Here is a 21,713-nt window from a genome sequence, read left to right as displayed (position 1 = left end):
TCAAAATTCGCAATAAAACAACGGGGCGGCGTTGCCGGCTCCGCAAAACAGGGCCCGCGGGACAGCCCGCGGGCCCGGGACGGTGCTGATACTAGGCAGGGCAGAATCCGCCGGGCAGCTGGACACCATCCACCACGGGGCAGGGATCGAAGGTGAAGATCACCAGGGTGCCCAGGACGACGATGACGACAGTGGCCGCGTACAGCACGGTCTTCAGCCAGCGGCGCGTGGAGTCCTTCTCCGCGTAGTCGTTGATGATGGTGCGCACGCCGTTGGTGCCGTGCAGCATGGCCAGCCACAGCATGGCCAGGTCCCAGAACTGCCAGAACGGGTCGGCCCACTTGCCGGCCACGAAGCCGAAGTCGATGGCGTGGATGCCTTCGCCGACCAGGAGGTTAACGAAGAGGTGGCCGAAGATCAGGACCACCAGGACGACACCGGAGAGCCGCATGAACAGCCATGCGATCATCTCGAAGTTGCCCTTGCTGCCGCCGTGGCGCCGGTATTCGGGAGCGATCCGCCCGCTGCGGGGGCTTTCGATGGTTGCAGACATGGGTCAGTGACCTCCGAAGGCGAGTGACAGGTGGCGGATGGAGAAGCCGATCATCGTGACGGCCCAGAGGCCCAGGACTGCCCACAGCATCTGCCGCTGGTACTTGGGACCCTTCTTCCAGAAGTCCACGGCGATGATCCGCAGGCCGTTGAAGGCGTGGAACACGATGGCGGCAACCAGGCCGGTTTCACCCAGCGCCATGAGGGGATTCTTGTAGGCGCCAATCACTTCGGTGTAGGCCTCGGGGGACACGCGCACCAATGAGGTGTCCAGGACGTGGACCAACAAGAAGAAAAAGATCACTACACCGGTAATACGGTGTCCTACCCAGGACCACATGCCTTCACGGCCGCGGTACAAGGTGCCAGCTGGTTTTGTCGGCACTGATAAACCTCCCTGCAACACAGCGGCGCTGGCATGAGATCCACGCGGGGGGAACGCCTGCTGCGAGAGCACTCGTAGCTCAGGCCTAAATCTAGGCTTCGCTCACAGCTTATTCAATTTAGGGAAGACTTGGTGACCAGCACCGGCGCGGAATCCGCTGTTTTTTGAGACGAACGCCACATAACGGGCACGGTCGCGTGCGCCAGTGTTGCGCGGACCGTCCGCCGTCCCGGGGGCGGCCAGGGCGGGTCGGCTAAAGTAAGCCGTGATGAGTACAGACAAAGTGACAAGCCAGGCATCACCACTTGACCGCTTTATTGCGGTAATTCCGGCCGGCGGTGTCGGGACCCGCCTTTGGCCCCTGTCACGCGCCGCAGCTCCCAAGTTCCTCCACGACCTCACGGGTTCGGGCAGCACGCTGCTGCGGGCCACCTATGACCGCCTGCACCCGCTGGCCGGCAGCCGGATCCTGGTGGTCACGGGTGTGGCCCACCGGGAGGCCGTGTGCCGTCAGCTGCCGGAATTGCACGACTCTGACCTGGTGCTCGAGTCCGAACCGAAAGACTCCGCCGCCGCCATCGGGCTGGCCGCGGCCATCCTGCATCAGCGCGACCCGGACGCCATCATGGGCTCCTTCGCCGCGGACCACGTCATCAGCCCGGACAACCTCTTCCAGGACGCGGTCCGCGAGGCCATCCACACGGCTGCGGCGGGAAAAATTGTCACCATCGGCATCAAGCCCACGCACCCCTCCACCGGCTTCGGCTACATCCGTTCCGGCCAGGGCCTGCGGATCGAGGGCGCCCCTACTGCGCAGGACGTGGTGGAGTTCGTCGAGAAGCCGGACGAGGCCGTGGCCCGGCAGTACGTGGAAAGCGGCAACTATGTCTGGAATGCCGGTATGTTCGTGGCCCCAGTGGCACTGATGCTCAAGCACCTCGAAGCCAACCAGCCAGGCCTCTTCCAGGGCCTGCAGGAAATTGCAGCGGCCTGGGACACCCCTCAGCGCGAAGAGGTCACCGCCCGGGTATGGCCCACGCTGCCGAAGATCGCCATTGACTACGCGGTGGCGGAGCCTGCCGCCGAAGCCGGGGACGTCGCCGTCGTGCCCGGTACCTTCCGTTGGGACGACGTCGGCGACTTCGCCTCGGTGGGACGGCTCAACAGCGCGCGGGAAGTGGACGACGTCACGGTTCTGGGGGCAGGCGCGCGCGTCTTCACCGAGAACTCCAGCGGCGTGGTGGTTTCCGATACCAAGCGCGTGATCGCCCTGATCGGTATCGAGGACGTGGTGATCGTGGATACGCCCGACGCGCTGCTGGTGACCACCAAGGCCAATTCGCAGCGGGTCAAGGCCGCGGTGGATGCCCTCAAGGCCAGCGGGGACACAGACGTCCTGTAACGCGGCGACCGGGATAGCCCCCATTTCCGGCCACCATCGCTAGAGTGAAACCGTGCGCAATTACACTACGGAAGCCCAGCCCACAGCCCTGGTGGCCCCCTGGCTGGACCCGCTCCTGCCGGAACTGATCGATTTCCGCCGGGACCTGCATGCGCATCCGGAACTGTCCTTCAAGGAATTCCGCACCACGGACAAACTCGCCGAACGGCTGGAAGCGGCAGGGTTGGCCCCGCGGCGCCTGGAGGGAACAGGCCTCACCGTAGACGTGGGCGAAGGACCCATCGCGACAGCTCTCCGCGGCGACATCGACGCCCTGCCGATCATCGAGGAGACCGGGCTTCCGTTTGCGTCCAAGAACCACGGCGTGACCCACGCCTGCGGCCACGACGTACACACCACCACCATGCTGGGCATCGCCCTGGTCCTCCAGCGGATGCACGAGGAGCAGTCGTTGGGCGGCACGGTGCGGCTGATCTTCCAGCCGGCTGAGGAGACGATGCCGGGAGGGGCCCACGCGTGCATCGAGCAGGGCGTCCTCGAGGGCGTGCCGCGGATCCTGGCCCTGCATTGCGACCCCCGCATCGAGGTGGGCAAAATCGGCACCCGCATCGGGGCCATCACCTCCGCCTCGGACACCATCCGCATTGAACTTTCCGGCCGTGGCGGGCACACCTCCCGCCCGCACCTGACCGAGGACCTGGTGTTCGCCTTGGCACAGATCGCCGTGAATGTACCCGCAGTGCTGTCCCGCCGCGTGGACGTCCGCAGCGGCGTGTCCGTGGTGTGGGGACAGATCTCCGCAGGGTCGGCACCCAACGCCATTCCCGGCGTCGGCTACATGGCAGGCACCATGCGCTGCCTGGACCGCGACGCCTGGCACGCTGCGGGAGAACTCCTGGACGAGGTGGTCCACCAGGTGGCTGCGCCCTACGGAGTGGACGTCCGCCTGGAACACACTAGGGGAGTGCCCCCGGTAGTGAACTCCGAACACGAGACCGCGCTCATTGAGGCGTCCGCCCGCGCGGAAATCGGCGAGGGCGCCGTGGTCCTGACACCGCAGTCCATGGGCGGGGAGGACTTCGCCTGGTTCCTTGCTGACCTGCCCGGAGCCATGATGCGCCTGGGCACCAAGACCCCGGGCGGTGAGGAGTACGACCTGCACCGCGGGGATTACATCCTGGACGAACGGGCCTTGGGCCTGGGCATCCGGGTGCTCACTGGAGCGGCGTTGCGCACCATCCGCGACCTTTGATGCGGCGCCGGCTGCCGTCGTCGTCCGCTACCAGTTGGTAACAACTTGTAAACAATCTCCCTCCTAGGACGGCGTGTGCTACGGGCCCGTGGCGCAGGCCACTAAAGTAGGGGGCATCAGTGCGCTCCGGCGCAGTGCTGCGTGCCCTCAGTGAAAACAGAATTTCAGTGTAGAAACGGACACTCATTGAATTCGAGCCGTAGCGCCACTCTCTCCTGGAGGAATATTGAAGACATCACTGCGTGCACGCTTTAAGCGCGGTTCAATGGCCGGCGTGGCTGCCGTTGGCGCTTCGGCGCTCCTGCTGACGGCCTGCGGCGCGGCCCCTGAAGCCGGCGGCGGATCCACCGAAGCCGCCAGCGACTACACCGGCTGCATCGTCTCGGACTCCGGCGGGTTCGACGACCAGTCCTTCAACCAGTCCTCCTACGAGGGCCTGAAGAAGGCGGAAGCTGACCTGGGCATCAAGGTCAACCAGGTGGAATCCAAGACCAACAACGATTTCGAGCCCAACCTCCGTGCCATGGTCACGGCGGGCTGCGACCTGACCGTCACTGTGGGCTTCCTGTTGGGCGACGCCACCAAGGCGCAGGCGGAAGCCAACCCTGACAGCCACTTCGCGATCGTCGACTTCGGCTACGAAACCCCCATCGAGAACGTCAAGCCGATCATCTACGACACGGCCCAGGCGGCGTTCCTCGCCGGCTACCTGGCGGCCGGCACCACCAAGACCGGCACGGTGGCAACCTTCGGCGGGATCAAGATCCCCACCGTCACCATCTTCATGGACGGTTTTGCGGACGGCGTGAAGTACTACAACGAGCAGAAGAACAAGAGCGTCAAGCTCCTCGGCTGGAACAAGGAATCCCAGGACGGCAGCTTTACGGGCGACTTCGAGAAGCAGGACGTGGGCAAGCAGCTTACCCGGAACTTCCTGGACCAGGGTGCTGACATCGTCATGCCCGTCGCAGGCCCCGTAGGCAAGGGCGCCGGCGCGGCACTGAAGGAAGCCAAGGCCGCCGGCAAGGACGTCAAGCTCATCTGGGTTGACTCCGACGGCTACCTCACCGCCCCGGACTACAAGGACATCATGCTGTCCTCGGTCATGAAGCTGATGGGCGACGCCGTGGAGACGGTCATCAAGGATGACGTCGAAGGCAACTTCGATAACACCCCGTACGTGGGCACCCTGGAAAACGAGGGTGTCCAGCTGGCACCCTTCCACGATTTCGATTCAGAGGTTCCGGCCGAGCTCAAGTCCGAGCTGGACCAGATCAAGAAGGACATTGTGGACGGCAAGCTGAAGGTCGAATCCGCAGCGAGCCCGAAGGCCTGATCCCTGCCCTAAGCGCCACCCCCGGCTGGTTACAGACTGGCCGGGCGGTGGCGCTTTTTGCTGGCCGTCCTCCTTTCCGGGCGCGCGCCGGCTCATCCCGCGGCTGCACCCACTAGGCTGGAGCTGCAGCCGCATAGCCCGTCCGGTCGATCACTGGACGCTTCGAGATTGGTCAGAGTTTTGAAACTTGAACTCAGAGGGATCACAAAACGCTTCGGTACCCTGGTCGCCAACGACCACATTGACGTTGTGGTGGAACCCGGGCAGATTCACTGCCTGCTGGGTGAAAACGGTGCCGGCAAATCCACCCTGATGAATGTGCTGTACGGGCTCTACGAGCCCACCGAAGGCGAGATCCTGGTGGACGGGAAGGCCGTATCCTTCCGCGGCCCGGGAGATGCCATGGCAGCGGGCATCGGCATGGTGCACCAGCATTTCATGCTGGTCCCGGTTTTTACGGTGGCCGAGAACGTGGCCCTGGGGGCGGAGCCGACCAAGGCTGCTGGTTTCCTCCACCTGGATGAGACCCGCCGCAGAATCAGGGAGATCTCCGACCAGTACGGCTTCGATGTCGATCCGGACGCCCTGGTGGAAGACCTGCCCGTCGGTGTCCAGCAGCGGGTGGAAATCATCAAGGCCCTGGTCCGCAACGCGAAGGTCCTGATCCTGGACGAGCCCACGGCCGTGCTTACTCCGCAGGAGACGGACCAGCTGCTGGACATCATGCGGCAGTTGAAGGCCGGCGGCACCTCCATCGTCTTCATCTCGCACAAGCTGCGGGAAGTCAAGGAAGTCTCAGACACCATCACGGTGATCCGGCGGGGCAAAGTGGTGGGCACCGCCGAGCCGTCGGCATCCACCACAGACCTGGCATCCATGATGGTGGGCCGCGCCGTCAGCCTGACACTGGACAAGGAGCCGGCGCGCCCCCAGGAAACAACGTTCGAAGTCCGGGACCTCACGGTGGTGGCGGCCAACGGCCAGCACGTGGTGGACGGGCTCAGCTTTTCCATCGCCCGCGGTGAGATCCTGGCTGTGGCCGGTGTCCAAGGCAATGGCCAGACGGAACTGACCGAAGCCATCCTTGGCCTCCAGGACCGGGCCACCGGGTCCATCCGGCTGGACGGGAAGGAACTCCTGGGCCGCAGTGTCAAGGACGTGCTGAATGCCGGCGTCGGTTTCGTTCCCGAAGACCGCAAGGTGGACGGCCTGGTAGGCACCTTCTCCGTAGCTGAAAACCTGGTGCTGGACCTGTACGACAAAGCACCGTATGCCAAGGGCATCAGCATGAGCCCGGCCAAAGTCATGGACAACGCCAAGGCCCGGATCGACGAATTCGACGTCCGGACCCCCTCCGCTGCCGCCGCGGCGGGAACGCTCTCCGGCGGCAACCAGCAGAAGGTTGTCATGGCGCGTGAGCTGTCCCGCCCGCTGCGCCTCTTCATCGCCAGCCAGCCCACCCGCGGCGTGGACGTGGGGTCTATCGAGTTCCTGCACCGCCGGATCGTGGCAGAGCGTGACCAGGGCACTCCTGTCATGATCATCTCCACGGAACTGGACGAGGTCATGGAGCTGGCCGACCGGATCGCGGTGATTTACAAGGGGAAGCTGGTGGGCATCGTCCCGGCCGGCACCGGACGCGATGTATTGGGCCTCATGATGGCCGGCATTCCGCCGGAAGACCACCCGCCCGCGCAGCAGGCCGCAACCTCCGACGACGCCGAAGGAGGCGACCATGTCTGACAAGCACGAACCCAAGCACGTGGCCGGCGGGGAGCCCGCCGCCGCGCACCAGCCGAGCCCGGCTGAGGAGGAGACCGCCGCCGTCGTATCCGTGGATACCGCCGGCGGCGCCATGGAACCTTCGGCCGTTCCAGCCACCGCGCAGAGCGGCGTGCTGCCCGGCCAGCCGGACACGCTCGTGCGGCGGATCTTCACCGGCAGCGGGATGGTCTCCGTCCTTGCCGTGCTCCTGGCACTGATTATCGGCGGACTGCTCATCGCCAGCACCGACAAGCAGGTGGCAGCCACCGGCAGCTACTTCCTTGCCCGCCCCACCGACTTCCTGGCAGCGGTCTGGAACGCGGCCACCGGCTCCTACATTGCGCTGTTCCAGGGTGCGGTCTTCAACCCGCGCGGCGCCAGCGCCGCGGCCCAGTTCGCGCCGTTCATGGAGACGCTGACCATCGCCACCCCGCTGATTACCGCGGGCCTGGGCGTGGCGCTGGCCTTCCGTGCCGGCCTCTTCAACATCGGTGCCCAGGGCCAGATCATCATGGGCGGCATCCTGGCTGCGTGGGTCGGGTTCGCGCTCCACCTGCCCCTTGGCCTGCATCTGCTGCTGGTTCTGGTGGCCGGGATCGCCGGCGGCGCGCTGTGGGGCGGACTGGTAGGCGTACTTAAGGCACGCACCGGCGCACACGAGGTCATCCTGACCATCATGTTCAACTACATCGCGCTGTATTTCCTGCGCTTCCTCATGAGCACGCCCGCATTCCAGCGACCAGGGGAGACCAATCCCATTTCGCCGGTCCTGGACGCCACCGCCGTGTACCCGCAGATCCTGGGCAGCCAGTACCGGCTGCACCTGGGCTTCCTCCTCGCAATCGGTGCCACGCTGCTCGTGTGGTGGCTGCTCAACCGCTCCACCGTGGGCTTCGAGTTCCGCGCCGTGGGAGCCAATCCGAGCGCCGCCCGCACGGCCGGCATCAACGTGTCCCGCTCGACCATCCTGGTGATGGCCATTGCCGGCGCCCTCGCGGGCATGTCCGGAGTGGCCCAGGTTGCCGGCACCGAGAAGGTGCTGACGGACGGTGTGGCCGCCACCTACGGCTTTGACGCGATCACGGTCGCGCTGCTGGGACGTTCGACGCCGTGGGGTACCTTTGCGGCCGGCCTGCTGTTCGGCGCCTTCCGCGCCGGAGCGGTTCAGATGCAGATCCAGACCGGCACCCCCATCGACATCGTCCTGGTGGTCCAGTCTTTGATCGTCCTGTTTATTGCGGCCCCGCCGCTGGTCCGGGCGGTGTTCGGGCTCAACCCCCGGCGCCGCAAGCGCGTCCGCGCCACCACGTCCCGTCAGGCAGCTTCCACCGGAGGTGCAGCATGAGCACGACAGTTACCCCGCCCCGCGCCGAAAAGCCCCAGCCTGACGGACCCGACGGCGGCCCTGCACCGCTGGCGGCCAAACCGGCCACCTGGAAGACGCCTGTCATGCTTTGCGTGCTGGCGCTCGTGGCCCTGGTCTTCTTTGGATTCCTGGCGCCCCGCAGCACGGCAAGTTTCGGCATTTCCACCGGCAGTGACTTCTTTCAGCTGCCCGCCCTGGAAATCAACGCCTTCGCCGCCGGACTGGTGCTCTCCGCCCTCATGGTTGGCCTCGCTGCCTACTCGGTCTACCTCAAGGCCAGGGACCGTTCCGCACCCGGCTGGGCCACCATCCTGTTCACGGTCCTGTTCGTTGCAGCCTTCCTGATCTGGGTGGTGGGCGGGGCCCGCACCCCTAACATCTCCCTTGCGGGCCTGATCGCAGGTTCCGTTACCCTCGCCGTGCCGTTGGTATTCGGCTCACTGTCCGGTGTGCTCTGCGAACGGGTCGGTGTGGTCAACATCGCCATCGAGGGTCAGCTTCTGGGCGGCGCGTTCACCGCAGCCATCGTGGCCACCGTGACGCAGAACCCCTTCATCGGCCTGCTGGCCGCGGCCGTGGCAGGAGCGCTCGTCTCCATGGTGCTGGCACTGTTCAGCATCAAGTACCTGGTGAACCAGATCATCGTCGGCGTGGTGCTGAACGTCCTGGTGTCCGGCGTCACGGGCTTCCTCTTCAGCACGGTGATGCAGGCTGACAAGGCAAAGTTCAACTCACCCCCCGGCCTGGAAATCATTGAGATCCCCGTCCTGTCCGGCATCCCCATCATCGGGCCCATCCTGTTCCGGCAGTCGCTGGTGGGCTACCTGATGTACGTGGCCGTGATCGCCGTCTGGATCGGACTGTTCAAGACCCGCTGGGGCCTTCGGGTCCGCGCCGTGGGCGAGCACCCGCAGGCCGCGGACACGATGGGCATCAACGTGAACCTCACCCGGTTCTGGAATGTCACCCTCGGCGGTGCCGTGGCCGGTATCGGCGGATCGTTCTTCACGCTCGTGGCCATCGACAGCTTCACCAAGGAGATCTCCGGAGGGCGCGGCTTCATCGCCCTTGCCGCGCTGATCTTCGGCCGCTGGAACCCCATCGGCGCGTTCTTCGCCGCACTGCTTTTCGGTTTCGCGGATAACCTGCAGAGCATCGTGACCATTATCGGAACTCCGGTGCCCAGCCAGTTCATGGCCATGCTGCCGTACCTGGTGACCGTGCTGGCGGTGGCAGGACTGGTGGGCAGGTCCCGGGGACCGGCGGCCAGCGGCATCCCGTACGTCAAGGGATGAGCGCCGTGGAAACCTCGCCGCAGGAGGTGGACTGGTCCGCGCTGGCAGCAGCGGCCACCGCGGCCATGCGCAATGCCTACGCACCGTACTCCAGGTTCCCGGTGGGGGCCGCGGCCCTCACCGGTGACGGCCGGATCATCAGCGGCTGCAACGTGGAAAATGCCAGCTACGGCCTGACGCTGTGCGCCGAATGCGCCTTGGTGGGCAACCTCCACATGACCGGCGGCGGCCGGCTGCGAGCCTTCTACTGCGTCGACCGGGAGGGCAACATCCTCATGCCCTGCGGCCGCTGCCGGCAGCTGCTGTATGAATTCCGCGCCCCGGACATGGAACTCATGACCACGCAAGGAATCAAGACCATGGACCAGGTCCTCCCGGACGCCTTCGGTCCCGAACACCTGGAGGGAACCCGATGACCCAGAACCACGCCGAGGCCTTCGACGCCGTGGACATCATCCGCATCAAGCGGGACAAGGGGGCGCTCAGTCCGGAGCAGATCGACTGGACCATTGACGCCTACACCCGCGGGGTGATCGCCGATGAGCAGATGGCGGCGCTGAACATGGCCATCCTGCTCAACGGGATGGACCGCACCGAGATCGCCCGCTGGACTGCCGCGATGATCGCTTCCGGCGAGACCATGGACTTTTCCAGCCTGCGCCGGCCCGACGGCGGCCTGAAGTACACCTCGGACAAGCATTCCACCGGGGGGGTGGGGGACAAGATCACCCTGCCCCTGGCACCGCTGGTGGCCGTGTTTGGCGTTGCCGTTCCGCAGCTCTCGGGCCGGGGCCTGGGCCACACCGGCGGCACGCTGGACAAGCTTGAATCCATTCCAGGCTGGCGCGCGTCACTGACCAATGAGGAAATGCTGGCGCAGCTCCAGGACGTGGGAGCCGTGATCTGCGCCGCGGGCGCGGGGCTGGCGCCTGCGGACAAGAAGCTCTATGCCCTGCGCGATGTCACGGGCACCGTGGAGGCCATTCCGCTGATCGCCTCCTCCATCATGAGCAAGAAGATCGCCGAAGGCACCGGTTCGCTGGTCCTGGACGTAAAGGTGGGCTCCGGGGCCTTCATGAAGGACCAGGCGAAGGCGCGGGAGCTGGCCGAGACCATGGTGGCGTTGGGCAAGGACGCCGGGGTGAACACCGTGGCACTGCTTACCAACATGGACACCCCGCTGGGCCTCACCGCCGGCAACGCCATTGAGGTGGAGGAATCCGTCGAGGTCCTCGCTGGTGGCGGACCGGACGATGTGGTGGAACTGACGGTCCGGCTCGCCGAGGAGATGCTCGCCTGCGCAGGGGTGCACGACGCCGATCCCGCCGCCGCGCTGAAAGACGGCCGGGCCATGGACGTATGGAACCGGATGATCGAGGCCCAGGGCGGCGACCCGCGGGCCAAACTTCCGGTGGCCCGCGAGTCCGAGGTGGTCTACGCCCCTGCCGACGGCGTGCTGGTGGAACTCGATGCCCTCTCCGTGGGCGTGGCTGCCTGGCGCCTTGGCGCCGGCCGTGCCCGCAAGGAGGACGCGGTGCAGGCCGGGGCGGGGGTAAGGATGCACGCCAAGCCCGGAGCCGTGGTGCGGGCCGGCGAGCCGCTGATGACCCTGCTCACCGATACGCCTGAGCGGTTCGCGCGGGCCAAGGAGGCCCTGGAAGGTGCCGTGGTCATCGCCCCGGAAGGCTCACGCCCGGCGCAGCAGCTCATTATCGACCGCATAGCGTAATAGAACCGTGCAGGCCATTAATGACTTCATCCTCGCGGCGGCCGGCCAGCCCTGGGTGCTGGTCCTGGTCCTGGCGTGCTGCATCATTGACGGCTTCTTCCCGCCGATTCCCAGCGAATCGGTGGTGGTGGGCCTTGCCGCCGTCGCGGCCACCGCACAGGTTCCCAATCCCTGGGTCTTGATGCTGGTGGCCGCCGCGGGCGCCTTCTCAGGGGACAATATTGCCTACCTGATCGGCCGCCGGGTGGGCACCACCCGCTGGTCCTGGATGCGCGGTCCCCGGATGCAGGGGGCGTTCCGCTGGGCCGGCCGCGAACTCCGTAAGCGTCCGGCGGCGCTGATCCTTGTGGCGAGGTTCGTCCCCATCGGGCGCGTCGCCGTCAACCTCACCGCCGGCGTCAGCAGCTATCCGCAGACCAGGTTCGTGGGGCTTACGGTGTTGTCTGCCACGCTGTGGGCGGCCTACTCGGTGGGCATCGGCCTGTTCTTCGGCCAGTGGTTCGAGGACAACCACCTGCTGGGCGCCGCGATCGCCATCGTGTGCGCTGTGGCCCTCGGCATCGTGGTGGATGTGGCCGTCAACCGATTCCGGCACAAGCCGCCCATCGTGGAACGGATGAAGGAACCCGAAGCGTAGCGAATCCGGCCTGCCCGTGGGAGACTTAGGGGGCGATTTCCGTCACGTCGACGGCGTTTTTCCGAGAAGCAGGACCGCGTGGATTTTATAAGTGAGGCCGTGCTCCATGCGGCGGGCCAGTGGTGGATCTACCCGGTCCTCCTGCTGTTCTTTTTCGTGGACGGCTTCGCCATGGTGGTGCCCAGCGAAACCCTCATCGTGGCGCTGGCGGCCTTCTCCCGGCAGAGCGGGGAGCCGAACCTCTGGATCCTGGGCGGCACGGCGCTGGTTGGTGCGATCGCCGGCGACAACATGGCGTTCATGCTGGGCCGGCGCATCGGCCTGGACCGCTGGCGGTGGATGCGTCGGCCCAAGGTGCGCCGGGCCTTCGACTGGGCCCGCGGGGAACTGGACAAGCGCGGCGCCGTCCTGATCTTCACCGCCCGCTACATCCCCTGGGGCAGGGTGGCCGTCAACTACGTAGCCGGGAGCACCGGTTTCGGGCACCGCAGGTTCTTCCTCCTGGACGCGTTCGCCTGCCTGACGTGGGTGGGTTACTCCATCGGCATCGGGCTGCTGGCAAGCTCCTTCCACTGGCTGCACGACAGCCCGCTGCTCAGCGCCGGAATCGCCGTGGTGTTCGCCGTCGTCCTGGGCATCGTCATGGACCACACGCTCCGCTGGTGGCACCGCCACCTGTCCCGCAAGGACGCCGAAGAGGTGGACGAATGGCTCGACGGCGGCCCGTCCGGCGCGCTTCATCCGGAACCGGACGAATTCCTCGCCCGGGTTCCGCGGGATGGCAAGCCGGCGCCGGAATAGGCGCTGGCATTGCGCCTGCGCCCACCCTAAGGTGGGTACGTGACTGAGCCTATTGTTGACACCGCCCCCGCCATCGAGTTCGACCTGAAGACCCTGCCGAAGGTCTCGCTGCACGACCACCTGGACGGCGGTCTCCGCCCGGCCACCATCATTGAACTGGCAGCAGCCGTGGGACATACCCTGCCGTCCACCGATCCTGTGGCGCTCGGCGAGTGGTTCCGGGAGTCCGCCGACTCCGGTTCGCTGGTCCGCTACCTGGAAACGTTCGATCACACCATCGCCGTGATGCAGACCCACGAGGGCCTGTACCGCGTGGCAAAGGAGTTCGTGGAGGACCTGGCAGACGACGGCGTGGTCTACGGCGAGGTCCGCTGGGCTCCCGAGCAGCACCTGCAGAAGGGCCTGACGCTGGACGAAGCCGTTGAAGCCGTCCAGGAGGGACTGGAAGCCGGCGTTGAAGCCGTCAGCGACTCCGGCCGCGAAATCCAAGTGGGACAGCTCATCACCGCCATGCGCCACGCGGACCGCGGCCAGGAAATCGCCGAGCTCGCCGTCCGCCACCGCAACAAGGGCGCCGTGGGCTTTGATATCGCCGGCGCCGAGGACGGCTTCCTCCCCGCCCGCTTCCGGGATGCCTTCACCTACCTGGCCCAGCACAACTTCCCGGCGACTGTCCACGCCGGCGAGGCAGCCGGGCTTGAAAGCATCCAGTCCGCCCTGGTGGACGGCCGCGCGCTGCGGCTGGGCCATGGCGTCCGGATCGCCGAGGACATCATGGTGGAGTTCGACGACGACGAGGCCGCCGAAGAGGGCGACGGCGAGGGCAGCATCGGCCTGGTGACCCTCGGAGACCTCTCGAGCTGGGTGCGGGACCGTGGCATCGCCCTGGAAATCTGCCCGTCCTCCAACCTGCAGACCGGTGCCATTGCCGGCTTCGGCGAAGGCATGGAGAGCCACCCGCTGGACATGCTCTACCAGCTGGGCTTCAACGTCACCATCAACACCGACAACCGGCTGATGAGCGGCGTAACCCTCACCGACGAGTTCGACCTCCTGGTGGAGACGTTCGACTACGACCTGGACGACCTGCTGGAGCTGACGCTCAACGCCGCGGAGGCATCCTTCCTGCCGCTGGAGGAGAAGGAAGCGCTGGTGGAGTACATCAACGACGCCTACGCCAACCTTGGCTGAAAGTCCGGTCGAACGCCTGATTCAGGTAATCGCGCAGCTGCGGGAGCACTGCCCGTGGATGGGGGCGCTCACGCACGCCTCCCTGGTGGAGTACCTCCTGGAGGAGGCCTACGAGGTGGCCGAGACCATCGAGGGGGACCACCCCGACGCCGAGCTGCAAGGGGAACTGGGCGATGTCCTGCTCCAGGTGGTCCTCCACGCCCGGCTCGCGGAGGAGCGGGGCGCGTTCACGTTCGACGACGTGGCGCGCGGCCTGGGCGCCAAAATGGTCCGGCGCAACCCCCATGTGTTCCGGCCTGACGGCTCGCTGCAGGACAGCTTCCCGGCCACTGTGGCGGAGATCGAGCAGAAGTGGGACGAGGTCAAACGCACCGAACGGCCGGCGGGCCGGGGCCCTTTCGACGGTATTCCGGATGCCCTGCCGGCCCTGGCCAAGGCGCAGAAGTCGCTGGACCGGGCCGCCCGCGCCGGCCTGGAACTGCCGCCCGCGGCTGCCGCCCCCGCAACGGAAGACGCGCTCGGGCAGCTGCTGTTCGGCGTCGTGCGTTCCGCCCAGGCTGCGGGGCTGGATGCCGAGCGTGCCCTGCGCGGGGCGGTGCGGCGCTACCAGCAGGACGCTGCGAAGCCCGGGCACGCGCCATCATGACGTCCGGGGGCTGGATAGGTTTCCGTAACCTGTACCACTCTGGACTACGCTGGTCCCTGACGAGGACGTCGAATCTTTCTGCCACATTCCCCCGTTAATCGCCCATAAGGAGCAAAATTCATGGCGCTTATCGATGCCATCCACGCCCGCGAGATCCTCGATTCCCGCGGCAACCCCACCGTAGAAGTCGAGGTCCTGCTCTCTGACGGCCAGATCGGCCGCGCAGCCGTCCCCTCCGGCGCCTCCACCGGCGAGCACGAAGCCGTGGAACTGCGCGACGGCGACAAGGGCCGTTACCTCGGCAAGGGCGTCCAGAAGGCCGTTGACGCCATCATCGACCAGATCGCTCCGGCCCTCACCGGCTTCGACGCCACCGACCAGCGCAGCATCGACCAGGCCATGCTGGACCTGGACGGCACCCCCAACAAGGGCAAGCTCGGCGCCAACGCCATCCTGGGCGTGTCCCTGGCCGTCGCCAACGCCGCCGCAGCCTCCGCCGACCTGCCGCTGTACAAGTACCTCGGCGGCCCCAACGCGCACGTGCTGCCCGTGCCGCTGATGAACATCCTGAACGGCGGCTCCCACGCGGACTCCGACGTCGACATCCAGGAATTCATGATCGCCCCCATCGGCGCCGAGACCTTCTCCGAAGGCCTGCGCTGGGGCGTTGAGGTGTACCACAACCTCAAGTCCGTCCTGAAGGAAAAGGGCCTTTCCACCGGCCTGGGAGACGAGGGCGGCTTCGCCCCGAACCTGCCGTCCAACCGTGCCGCACTGGACCTGATCCAGGAAGCCATCAAGAACGCCGGCTACACCCCGGGCAAGGACATCGCCCTGGCCCTGGACGTCGCCTCCTCCGAGTTCTTCAAGGACGGTGCCTACCAGTTCGAAGGCAAGTCCCTGTCCGCCACCGAGATGAGCGCCTACTACGCCGAGCTCGTGGCCGACTACCCGCTGGTGTCCATCGAGGACCCGCTGGACGAGAACGACTGGGACGGCTGGAAGACCCTCACCGACACCATCGGCGACAAGGTCCAGCTGGTGGGCGACGACCTCTTCGTGACCAACCCGTCCATCCTGCAGCGCGGCATCGACACCAAGACCGCCAACTCCCTGCTGGTCAAGGTGAACCAGATCGGCTCGCTTACGGAAACGCTCGACGCCGTCAGCCTGGCCCAGCGCGCCGGCTTCACCACCATCACCTCGCACCGCTCCGGCGAGACCGAGGACACCACCATCGCCGACATCTCGGTGGCCACCAACGCCGGCCAGATCAAGACCGGTGCCCCGGCCCGCTCCGAGCGCGTGGCCAAGTACAACCAGCTGCTGCGCATCGAGGAAGAGCTCGACGATGCCGCACGCTACGCCGGCCGCAGCGCCTTCCCGCGTTTCAAGGGCTAGTAGCCGAACCTGCACCGCAACGGTGGCTATGGTTGAAAGACCATAGCCACCGTTGCTGTTTTGGCAGCTGCGTTTTCAGGAGTGTCATGGCTACCCGCCGTCCCAAAGTCCCAAAGATTGCACCGTCCCGTCCTGCCTCGGAATCCCCGGATGGTGCCGACGTTATTCAGGCGGACTTCGGCGCCGGCAAGGCCCCGGAGGAAACATCGGAGAGCGGTCCCGGCGCCGGCGGCGGCAGTAGTCCTGCCGCGCCGGCCGCCCCGCCCGCGGAAGAGGCGCAGCCGGTGCCCGCCAAGGCGTTCTCCGGACGCATGCTGGCCCTCGCCGTCGTCATGATTGCCATCACCATCATGCTGGCGCCCACCGTCAAGGTGTTCTTCGACAAACGGGCCGAAATCGACGCCCTGAACGCCGACATCGCTGCCCGCGAAGCCGAGGGCGACGCCCTGCGCCGGCAGGTGTCGCGGTGGCAGGACCCCAACTACGTGAAGCAGCAGGCCCGCGACCGCATTAACATGGTTATGCCGGGGGAAACCGGCTACTGGGTTTTCGGCAGCGATCTGCCAGCCGGAGAAAGCAGTAGCCAGCCCGGCGCAGCAGCAGCACAAGACCCCGCCGATCTGCCGTGGGTGGATTCCCTGTGGGAGTCCGTCCGGCGCGCGGCCACAGACTGAACCGCAACAGGAAGGACGGCCCGCGACGATGGAACACACCACGGCAGCCGCCCGGGAAGAATCCCGCCAACCATCTGCCCGCGACCTCGAAGTACTGAGTCGGCAGCTGGGACGGCCGGTCCGCGACGTGGTGGAGATTCCGGCGCGCTGCGTCTGCGGCAACCCCCTCGTGGCCGCCACGGCACCGCGGCTGGGCAACGGCACACCGTTTCCCACCACCTTCTACCTCACTCACCCCGTGATCACGTCCGCGGTGTCCCGGCTCGAAGCCGCTGGTGTCATGAACGAGATGAACGGGCGCCTCGCCGAACACCAGGACCTGGCAGGCTCCTACCGTTCGGCGCACGAGGCCTACCTGGCCGCCCGGCAGGCCATCGGCGAACGCTGCGGCACCGGCACTGTTCCGGAGATCGACGGCATTTCCGCCGGCGGAATGCCCACCCGCGTCAAATGCCTCCACGTCCTGGTGGGCCATTCACTCGCTGCCGGCCCCGGCGTGAACCCGCTCGGTGACGAAGCCCTGGACCTCATCAGCGAGTGGTGGACCAGGGACCGCTGCTACTGCGACGGCGCCTGGGACACCAGCGGTGAAGCACCCTCCCGCGACCTGAGCCGCCATGGACCCCAGGGGTTGCCGGACATTGTGGGCCGTCCCGCGCCCGTCCGCAAGTCGGCCGGCCCGGCAGGAGCCGCCGAATGACCCGCGTCGCTGCAATCGACTGCGGCACCAACTCCATCCGCCTGCTCATCGCGGACATCGACCGCAGCAGCGGCAGCCCTGTCCTCACCGATGTGGTCCGCGAAATGCGCGTGGTCCGGCTGGGCCAAGGCGTGGACGCCACCGGCGAGCTGGCCCGCGAGGCGCTCGAGCGCACGTTCGCCGCCACCGCCGCCTACGGGCAGCTGATCAAGGAGCACGGCGCGGAGAAAATCCGGTTCGCCGCCACATCGGCAACCCGGGACGCCCGCAACCGGCAGGTCTTCGTGGACGGCATCCGCGACCTCCTGGGCGTCGAACCCGAAGTGATCTCCGGGGAAGAGGAAGCGGCCCTGTCCTTCGCGGGGGCCAGCAGCGTCCTGCCTGTCCTGGACGGGCAGCAGGTCCTGGTGGTCGACCTTGGCGGCGGCAGCACGGAATTCGTGCTGGGCACCGCCGACGGCGTCACCGCGGCGAAGTCTGTGGACATCGGCTGCGTCCGGCTCACCGAGCGGCACCTTGCCGACGACCCGCCCACTGCGGACCAGATAGCCGCCGCGGAAGCCGACGTGGACGCAGCCATCGCCCGCGCCCGGGAGGACGTTCCCCTGGAGCAGGCCACCGCCGTCGTGGGCGTTGCCGGCTCCGTCACCACCATCACCGCCCACGCCCTGCGGCTCCCGGAATATTCCCCCGACGCCATCCATGGTGCCGAACTCCCGGTTGCCGAAGTGAGCGAGGCCGCCGCGGAGCTGCTCCGGATGCCCCGCGCGGACCGGGCAGCGTTGCCGTATATGCACCCTGGCCGGGTTGACGTCATCGGCGCCGGTGGACTGGTATGGCGGCGCGTCCTCGAACAGCTCGGCGCGCTGACGGGGGGCCGGATCTGCACGGCCACGGCCAGCGAGCATGACATCCTCGACGGCATTGCGCTGAGCATCGGCTGACCCATGGCGATTTTCAACGGGGCGACCGCTGCGCTTGGCAAGGCAGCCAAGGCGCTGCTGGTCATGCTGCTGTCCGGCCTCTTCGTCGCAGCCGGCGTGACCACAGCCCCGGCTGCGCGAGCGGACGAATGGCGGGACAAGCAGTATTGGCTGAAGGAATCCGGGATCACCGAGGCCTGGAAGGTTTCCAAGGGCGCGGGTGTGAAGGTGGCCGTGATCGACAGCGGCGTGGACGCCAAGCACCCGGACCTCAAGGGCGCCGTTTCCGGCGGCTTTGACGCATCCGGCTCGGGCGAGGCGGACGGGCAGAAGAGCATCGGGGCGAAGCCCGAACATGGCACCCTGGTGGCCACCATCCTGGCCGGACGCGGGCACCAGCCCAAGGACGCCTCGCCCAGCCCCGTCCCGAAAACCGGGGCAGCTGGCCCGGACGGCATGGTGGGGGTGGCCCCCGAAGCCGAGATCCTTTCCGTCTCCACGTGGCTGGGCTCGCCCAACCCGTCGGGCAAGAGCGACCAGGACCAGATTCCCGAGGCCGTACGCTGGGCGGTGGATAACGGTGCCAAGGTCATCAACATTTCACTGGGCAGCACCACGCCGCAGTGGCCGCAAAGCTGGGACGCCGCGTTCCTGTACGCCGAGCAGAAGGACGTGGTCATCGTGGCGGCGGCCGGCAACCGGGTGGGCGGAAACGTCCAGGTGGGCGCGCCCGCAACCATTCCCGGTGTGCTGACCGTGGCTGGCCTGGACCGCAAGGGCGTTGCCAGCGTGGACGCCTCCTCGCAGGGCATCAGCATCGGTGTGGCGGCCCCGGCTGAGGACCTGATAGGGGGGCTTCCCGGCGGCGGCTACGCCGAATGGGAGGGCACCTCGGGCTCCGCCCCCATGGTGGCGGGTGTGGCTGCCCTGATCAGGTCCAAGTGGCCTGAGATGAGCGCCGAGCAGGTCATCAACCGCATCGTTGCCACGGCCAAGGATGCCGGCCCGTCCGGCAAAGACCCGCTCTACGGGTTCGGCGTGCTGGACGCGGCGGCAGCATTGAAGGATGACGTTCCCGAGGTTTCGGCGAACCCGCTCGGAAGCATCGCCGAGTGGATCAGGGTGCACCGGCGCGGCAACCTCTCCACGCCCGTTCCGCTGCCCACCGCGGAGGTGCCCAGTGCCGTCCCCACCCTTCCCGAGGCCACGGTGCCCGCAGTCAAGGCGCCGTCCCCGCGCGACTCGGCCGTCGGCGCCGCCGTCGTGATCGGCTTTTCGGTGCTCTTCGTGGCAATCATCGCGGCAGCGGCCGTACAGCTTCGCCGCGCCGCCAAGGACCCGTCGCTGACGCGGGAGGAGCCGGCCACCGGTGCCGTGGAGAAGGTGGATTCGCCGGGCAAATCCTAGGCATTCCCGGGCTTTTCCCGGCCCCCGGTCCCGCTAGTGAAGATTTTCACAAACTGTTGTATCGTTTAATACATGGCAACCACACCAGAGCTCCAGGACCGTCCCCGGGTACTCGTCGTCGGCGGCGGGTACGTCGGCCTGTACGTAGCACTCAAACTGCAGAAGAAGATCGCGAATGCCGGTGGCATCGTCACCCTCGTGGATCCACTGCCCTACATGACTTACCAGCCCTTCCTCCCCGAGGTGGCAGGCGGCAACATCGAGGCACGCCACGCAGTGGTCTCCCACCGCCAGCACCTCAAGCAGACCGAACTCATCCAGGGCCGCGTGACCTCGATCGACCACGCGAACCGCACCGCTGTCGTGGCTCCCGCGGACGGCGGCGAACACTTCGAGGTTCCCTACTTCGACGTCGTCCTCGCAGCCGGCGCCATCACCCGTACCTTCCCCATCAAGGGCCTCGCGGACAAGGGCATCGGCCTGAAGACCATCGAGGAAGCCGTTGCACTGCGCAACAAGGTGCTGGAGCGCATCGAGGTTGCGTCCACCATGACGGACGCTGCTGAGCGCGCCAAGGCCCTCACCTTCGTGGTGGTGGGCGGCGGATTCGCAGGCATCGAATGCATCACCGAGATGGAGGACCTGGCCCGCGCCGCGGTCCGCAACAACCCCCGCATCAAGCAGGAGGAAGTCCGCTTCGTCCTGGTCGAGGCCATGGGCCGCATCATGCCCGAAGTCACCGCTTCCCAGGCCGAATGGGTCGTGGAGCACCTGCGCAGCCGCGGCATCGAGGTGCTGCTGAACACCTCCCTGGACAGCGCCGAGGGCTCCCTCAAGCTCATCAACCTGCCGGACAAGACCCCGGCCCAGGAATTTGAAGCGGACACCCTCGTCTGGACTGCTGGCGTTCAGGCCAACCCGATGGTCCGTTCCACCGACTTCCCGCTGGAACCCCGCGGGCGCGTCCGCGTCCTTCCGGACCTCCGCATCGGTGGCGACGAAGGCATCGTGGATAACGCCTGGGCAGCCGGCGACATCGCCGCGGTTCCGGACCTTACGGGCAAGGGCCTGCCGGACGGCACCTGCGTACCCAACGCGCAGCACGCGCTGCGCCAGGCCAAGCGCCTGGCCAAGAACCTGTGGGCATCCCGCTGGGACAAGCCGATGAAGGACTACAAGCACAAGAACCTGGGTGCCGTGGCTGGTTTCGGCGAGTGGAAGGGCGTTGCCAACATCAACCTGCTGGGCCGCATCGGCCTCAAGGGACCCCTGGCCTGGCTGGCCCACCGTGGCTACCACGGCATGGCCATGCCCACGTTCGAGCGCAAGTTCCGCGTGGTCCTGAACTGGATCATCGCATTCTTCGCCGGCCGCGACACGACGCAGCTGATGGACCTGGACAACCCGCGCGGCGCTTTCGTGGCCGCGGCCACCCCGGCCCCCAAGCCGGCTGCTGCCCCCGAGCCCGCAGCGGCGGCTCCCGCCGGGGCCAAGGAATCGGTGCCGGCCAACGCCAAGTAGCCCGGCTCCCTTTTTGAGCGCCCGACGGCGGCCGTCCCCACTGCGGGACGGCCGCCGTCGCGCTTTACCGGGGGAGTCCGCTGCCGCGGCGCGTGCGTCCTAGACTGTCCCCATGAGCGGCGAAATGAATCTCCGGGCCTTGCTGGGCGGCATGCGGCCGGTGCAGCGCGACGGTGAGTACGTGTACGTCCTGTGGCCGCACGGCCGGCCGCTGATGCCCGGCATCGAGGCGGCCGTCCGCGAAGCCGAAGGCCTGACGGTTGTCCTCCCGCGGTCCGTCGCGGACGCCGAAGGACTCAGCTACGACTTTGTGGCCGCCTGGATCACCCTGGAGGTCCATTCTGCGCTGGAGGCTGTGGGCCTCACCGCCGCGGTCAGCAGGGCGCTGACGCAGGCCGGCATCAGCTGCAATGTGCTGGCCGGGTTCCACCACGACCACCTGCTGGTGCCCGTCGCGGACGCTCCCCGCGCCCTGCAGGAGCTGGCCGCGCTCTCCGACCGGAACCGCGGCCCGGAGGGTCCGGCCCGCTGAACCAATCACCTGGCCCTGTCGGGATACCATTGTTGCGGCGCCCCAGTAGCCCAATTGGCAGAGGCATCGGACTTAAAATCCGCGTGTTGTGGGTTCGAGTCCCACCTGGGGTACAAACGAAACGGCCCGGGAAATCGCGCCCCGAAGAGGAAGCCGTCCGCTGTGCGGGCGGCTTTCGGCGTTTAATTCCGCATAGGCA

21 protein-coding genes and 1 tRNA gene are annotated in these 21,713 nt (G+C 67.0%); 20 read left to right on the top strand and 2 right to left on the bottom strand.

Translation table 11 applies throughout. The features are described 5' to 3' along the window. Positions 1-91 precede the first annotated feature (91 nt). Positions 92-553: a succinate dehydrogenase hydrophobic membrane anchor subunit gene (locus ACIQC0_RS01570; RefSeq protein ID WP_377215272.1), complete on the bottom strand. Its 462-nt coding sequence runs from the start codon at positions 551-553 to the stop codon at positions 92-94. 3 nt (positions 554-556) lie between these two features. Next, positions 557-937, bottom strand: coding sequence for a succinate dehydrogenase, cytochrome b556 subunit (sdhC, locus tag ACIQC0_RS01565; protein WP_377215273.1), 381 nt, complete (start codon positions 935-937; stop codon positions 557-559). 268 nt (positions 938-1,205) lie between these two features. Here sdhC and ACIQC0_RS01560 point away from each other — a divergent pair, with 268 nt between their 5' ends. The 20 genes from ACIQC0_RS01560 (at position 1,206) to ACIQC0_RS01465 (ending at position 21,627) form a co-directional block, all read left to right on the top strand. After that, a complete protein-coding gene (locus ACIQC0_RS01560; protein ID WP_377215274.1) occupies positions 1,206-2,339 on the top strand; it encodes a mannose-1-phosphate guanylyltransferase in 1,134 nt (377 codons plus the stop codon). Positions 2,340-2,391: 52 nt separating this feature from the next. Further along, positions 2,392-3,591 (top strand): amidohydrolase, encoded by a 1,200-nt coding sequence (locus tag ACIQC0_RS01555; protein WP_377215275.1) that lies wholly within the window; start codon positions 2,392-2,394, stop codon positions 3,589-3,591. A gap of 265 nt (positions 3,592-3,856) precedes the next feature. Beyond that, entirely contained in the window at positions 3,857-4,927 is a 1,071-nt protein-coding gene (locus ACIQC0_RS01550; RefSeq protein WP_377215508.1) for a BMP family protein, read from the top strand. A gap of 180 nt (positions 4,928-5,107) precedes the next feature. Continuing rightward, positions 5,108-6,670: an ABC transporter ATP-binding protein gene (locus ACIQC0_RS01545; RefSeq protein WP_377215276.1), complete on the top strand. Its 1,563-nt coding sequence runs from the start codon at positions 5,108-5,110 to the stop codon at positions 6,668-6,670. Further along, on the top strand, positions 6,663-8,036 hold the full coding sequence (locus ACIQC0_RS01540) for an ABC transporter permease (protein WP_377215277.1): 1,374 nt from the start codon (positions 6,663-6,665) through the stop codon (positions 8,034-8,036). The genes ACIQC0_RS01545 and ACIQC0_RS01540 overlap by 8 nt, the downstream gene beginning before the upstream one ends. Then, complete coding sequence (locus ACIQC0_RS01535) at positions 8,033-9,352, top strand: ABC transporter permease (RefSeq protein ID WP_377215278.1); 1,320 nt, start codon at positions 8,033-8,035, stop codon at positions 9,350-9,352. The genes ACIQC0_RS01540 and ACIQC0_RS01535 overlap by 4 nt, the downstream gene beginning before the upstream one ends. A 5-nt stretch (positions 9,353-9,357) precedes the next feature. Beyond that, positions 9,358-9,768 carry a cytidine deaminase gene (locus tag ACIQC0_RS01530; RefSeq protein ID WP_377215279.1) on the top strand — a complete coding sequence of 137 codons (411 nt, stop codon included), beginning with the start codon at positions 9,358-9,360 and terminating at the stop codon, positions 9,766-9,768. Further along, positions 9,765-11,081 carry a thymidine phosphorylase gene (locus ACIQC0_RS01525; RefSeq protein WP_377215280.1) on the top strand — a complete coding sequence of 439 codons (1,317 nt, stop codon included), beginning with the start codon at positions 9,765-9,767 and terminating at the stop codon, positions 11,079-11,081. Before ACIQC0_RS01530 ends, ACIQC0_RS01525 begins: the two co-directional genes overlap by 4 nt. Positions 11,082-11,088: 7 nt before the next feature. Continuing rightward, positions 11,089-11,718, top strand: coding sequence for a DedA family protein (locus tag ACIQC0_RS01520; protein ID WP_377215281.1), 630 nt, complete (start codon positions 11,089-11,091; stop codon positions 11,716-11,718). A gap of 78 nt (positions 11,719-11,796) precedes the next feature. Further along, positions 11,797-12,519: a DedA family protein gene (locus ACIQC0_RS01515; protein WP_377215282.1), complete on the top strand. Its 723-nt coding sequence runs from the start codon at positions 11,797-11,799 to the stop codon at positions 12,517-12,519. Positions 12,520-12,558: 39 nt separating this feature from the next. Beyond that, positions 12,559-13,710 carry an adenosine deaminase gene (locus ACIQC0_RS01510; protein WP_377215283.1) on the top strand — a complete coding sequence of 384 codons (1,152 nt, stop codon included), beginning with the start codon at positions 12,559-12,561 and terminating at the stop codon, positions 13,708-13,710. 58 nt (positions 13,711-13,768) lie between these two features. Further along, entirely contained in the window at positions 13,769-14,356 is a 588-nt protein-coding gene (locus ACIQC0_RS01505; RefSeq protein ID WP_400532593.1) for a MazG nucleotide pyrophosphohydrolase domain-containing protein, read from the top strand. 120 nt (positions 14,357-14,476) lie between these two features. Then, the gene (gene eno / locus ACIQC0_RS01500) at positions 14,477-15,757 is read left to right on the top strand and encodes a phosphopyruvate hydratase (protein WP_400532283.1); all 1,281 of its coding nucleotides are present in this window, start codon (positions 14,477-14,479) and stop codon (positions 15,755-15,757) included. Positions 15,758-15,843: 86 nt separating this feature from the next. Beyond that, positions 15,844-16,431, top strand: coding sequence for a septum formation initiator family protein (locus tag ACIQC0_RS01495; protein ID WP_400532282.1), 588 nt, complete (start codon positions 15,844-15,846; stop codon positions 16,429-16,431). A 28-nt stretch (positions 16,432-16,459) separates the two neighbouring features. Further along, positions 16,460-17,131: a DUF501 domain-containing protein gene (locus ACIQC0_RS01490; RefSeq protein ID WP_400532281.1), complete on the top strand. Its 672-nt coding sequence runs from the start codon at positions 16,460-16,462 to the stop codon at positions 17,129-17,131. Beyond that, entirely contained in the window at positions 17,128-18,075 is a 948-nt protein-coding gene (locus ACIQC0_RS01485; RefSeq protein WP_400532280.1) for an exopolyphosphatase, read from the top strand. The genes ACIQC0_RS01490 and ACIQC0_RS01485 overlap by 4 nt, the downstream gene beginning before the upstream one ends. 3 nt (positions 18,076-18,078) lie before the next feature. Then, positions 18,079-19,461 (top strand): S8 family serine peptidase, encoded by a 1,383-nt coding sequence (locus ACIQC0_RS01480; RefSeq protein ID WP_400532279.1) that lies wholly within the window; start codon positions 18,079-18,081, stop codon positions 19,459-19,461. Positions 19,462-19,533: 72 nt separating this feature from the next. Continuing rightward, positions 19,534-20,982, top strand: a complete 1,449-nt coding sequence (locus ACIQC0_RS01475) for an NAD(P)/FAD-dependent oxidoreductase (RefSeq protein ID WP_400532278.1) — start codon at positions 19,534-19,536, stop codon at positions 20,980-20,982. A gap of 112 nt (positions 20,983-21,094) precedes the next feature. Continuing rightward, the gene (locus ACIQC0_RS01470; RefSeq protein WP_400532277.1) at positions 21,095-21,514 is read left to right on the top strand and encodes an ACT domain-containing protein; all 420 of its coding nucleotides are present in this window, start codon (positions 21,095-21,097) and stop codon (positions 21,512-21,514) included. Between the two features lie 39 nt (positions 21,515-21,553). Next, a tRNA-Leu gene (locus tag ACIQC0_RS01465) sits at positions 21,554-21,627 on the top strand. Positions 21,628-21,713 lie beyond the last annotated feature (86 nt).

It is taken from the genome of Pseudarthrobacter sp. NPDC092419 (genome assembly GCF_044755045.1).
GTDB lineage: Bacteria > Actinomycetota > Actinomycetes > Actinomycetales > Micrococcaceae > Arthrobacter.
The sequence above is the reverse complement of the archived record's forward strand: the minus strand, read 5'-3'. Positions and strand labels throughout refer to the sequence as shown.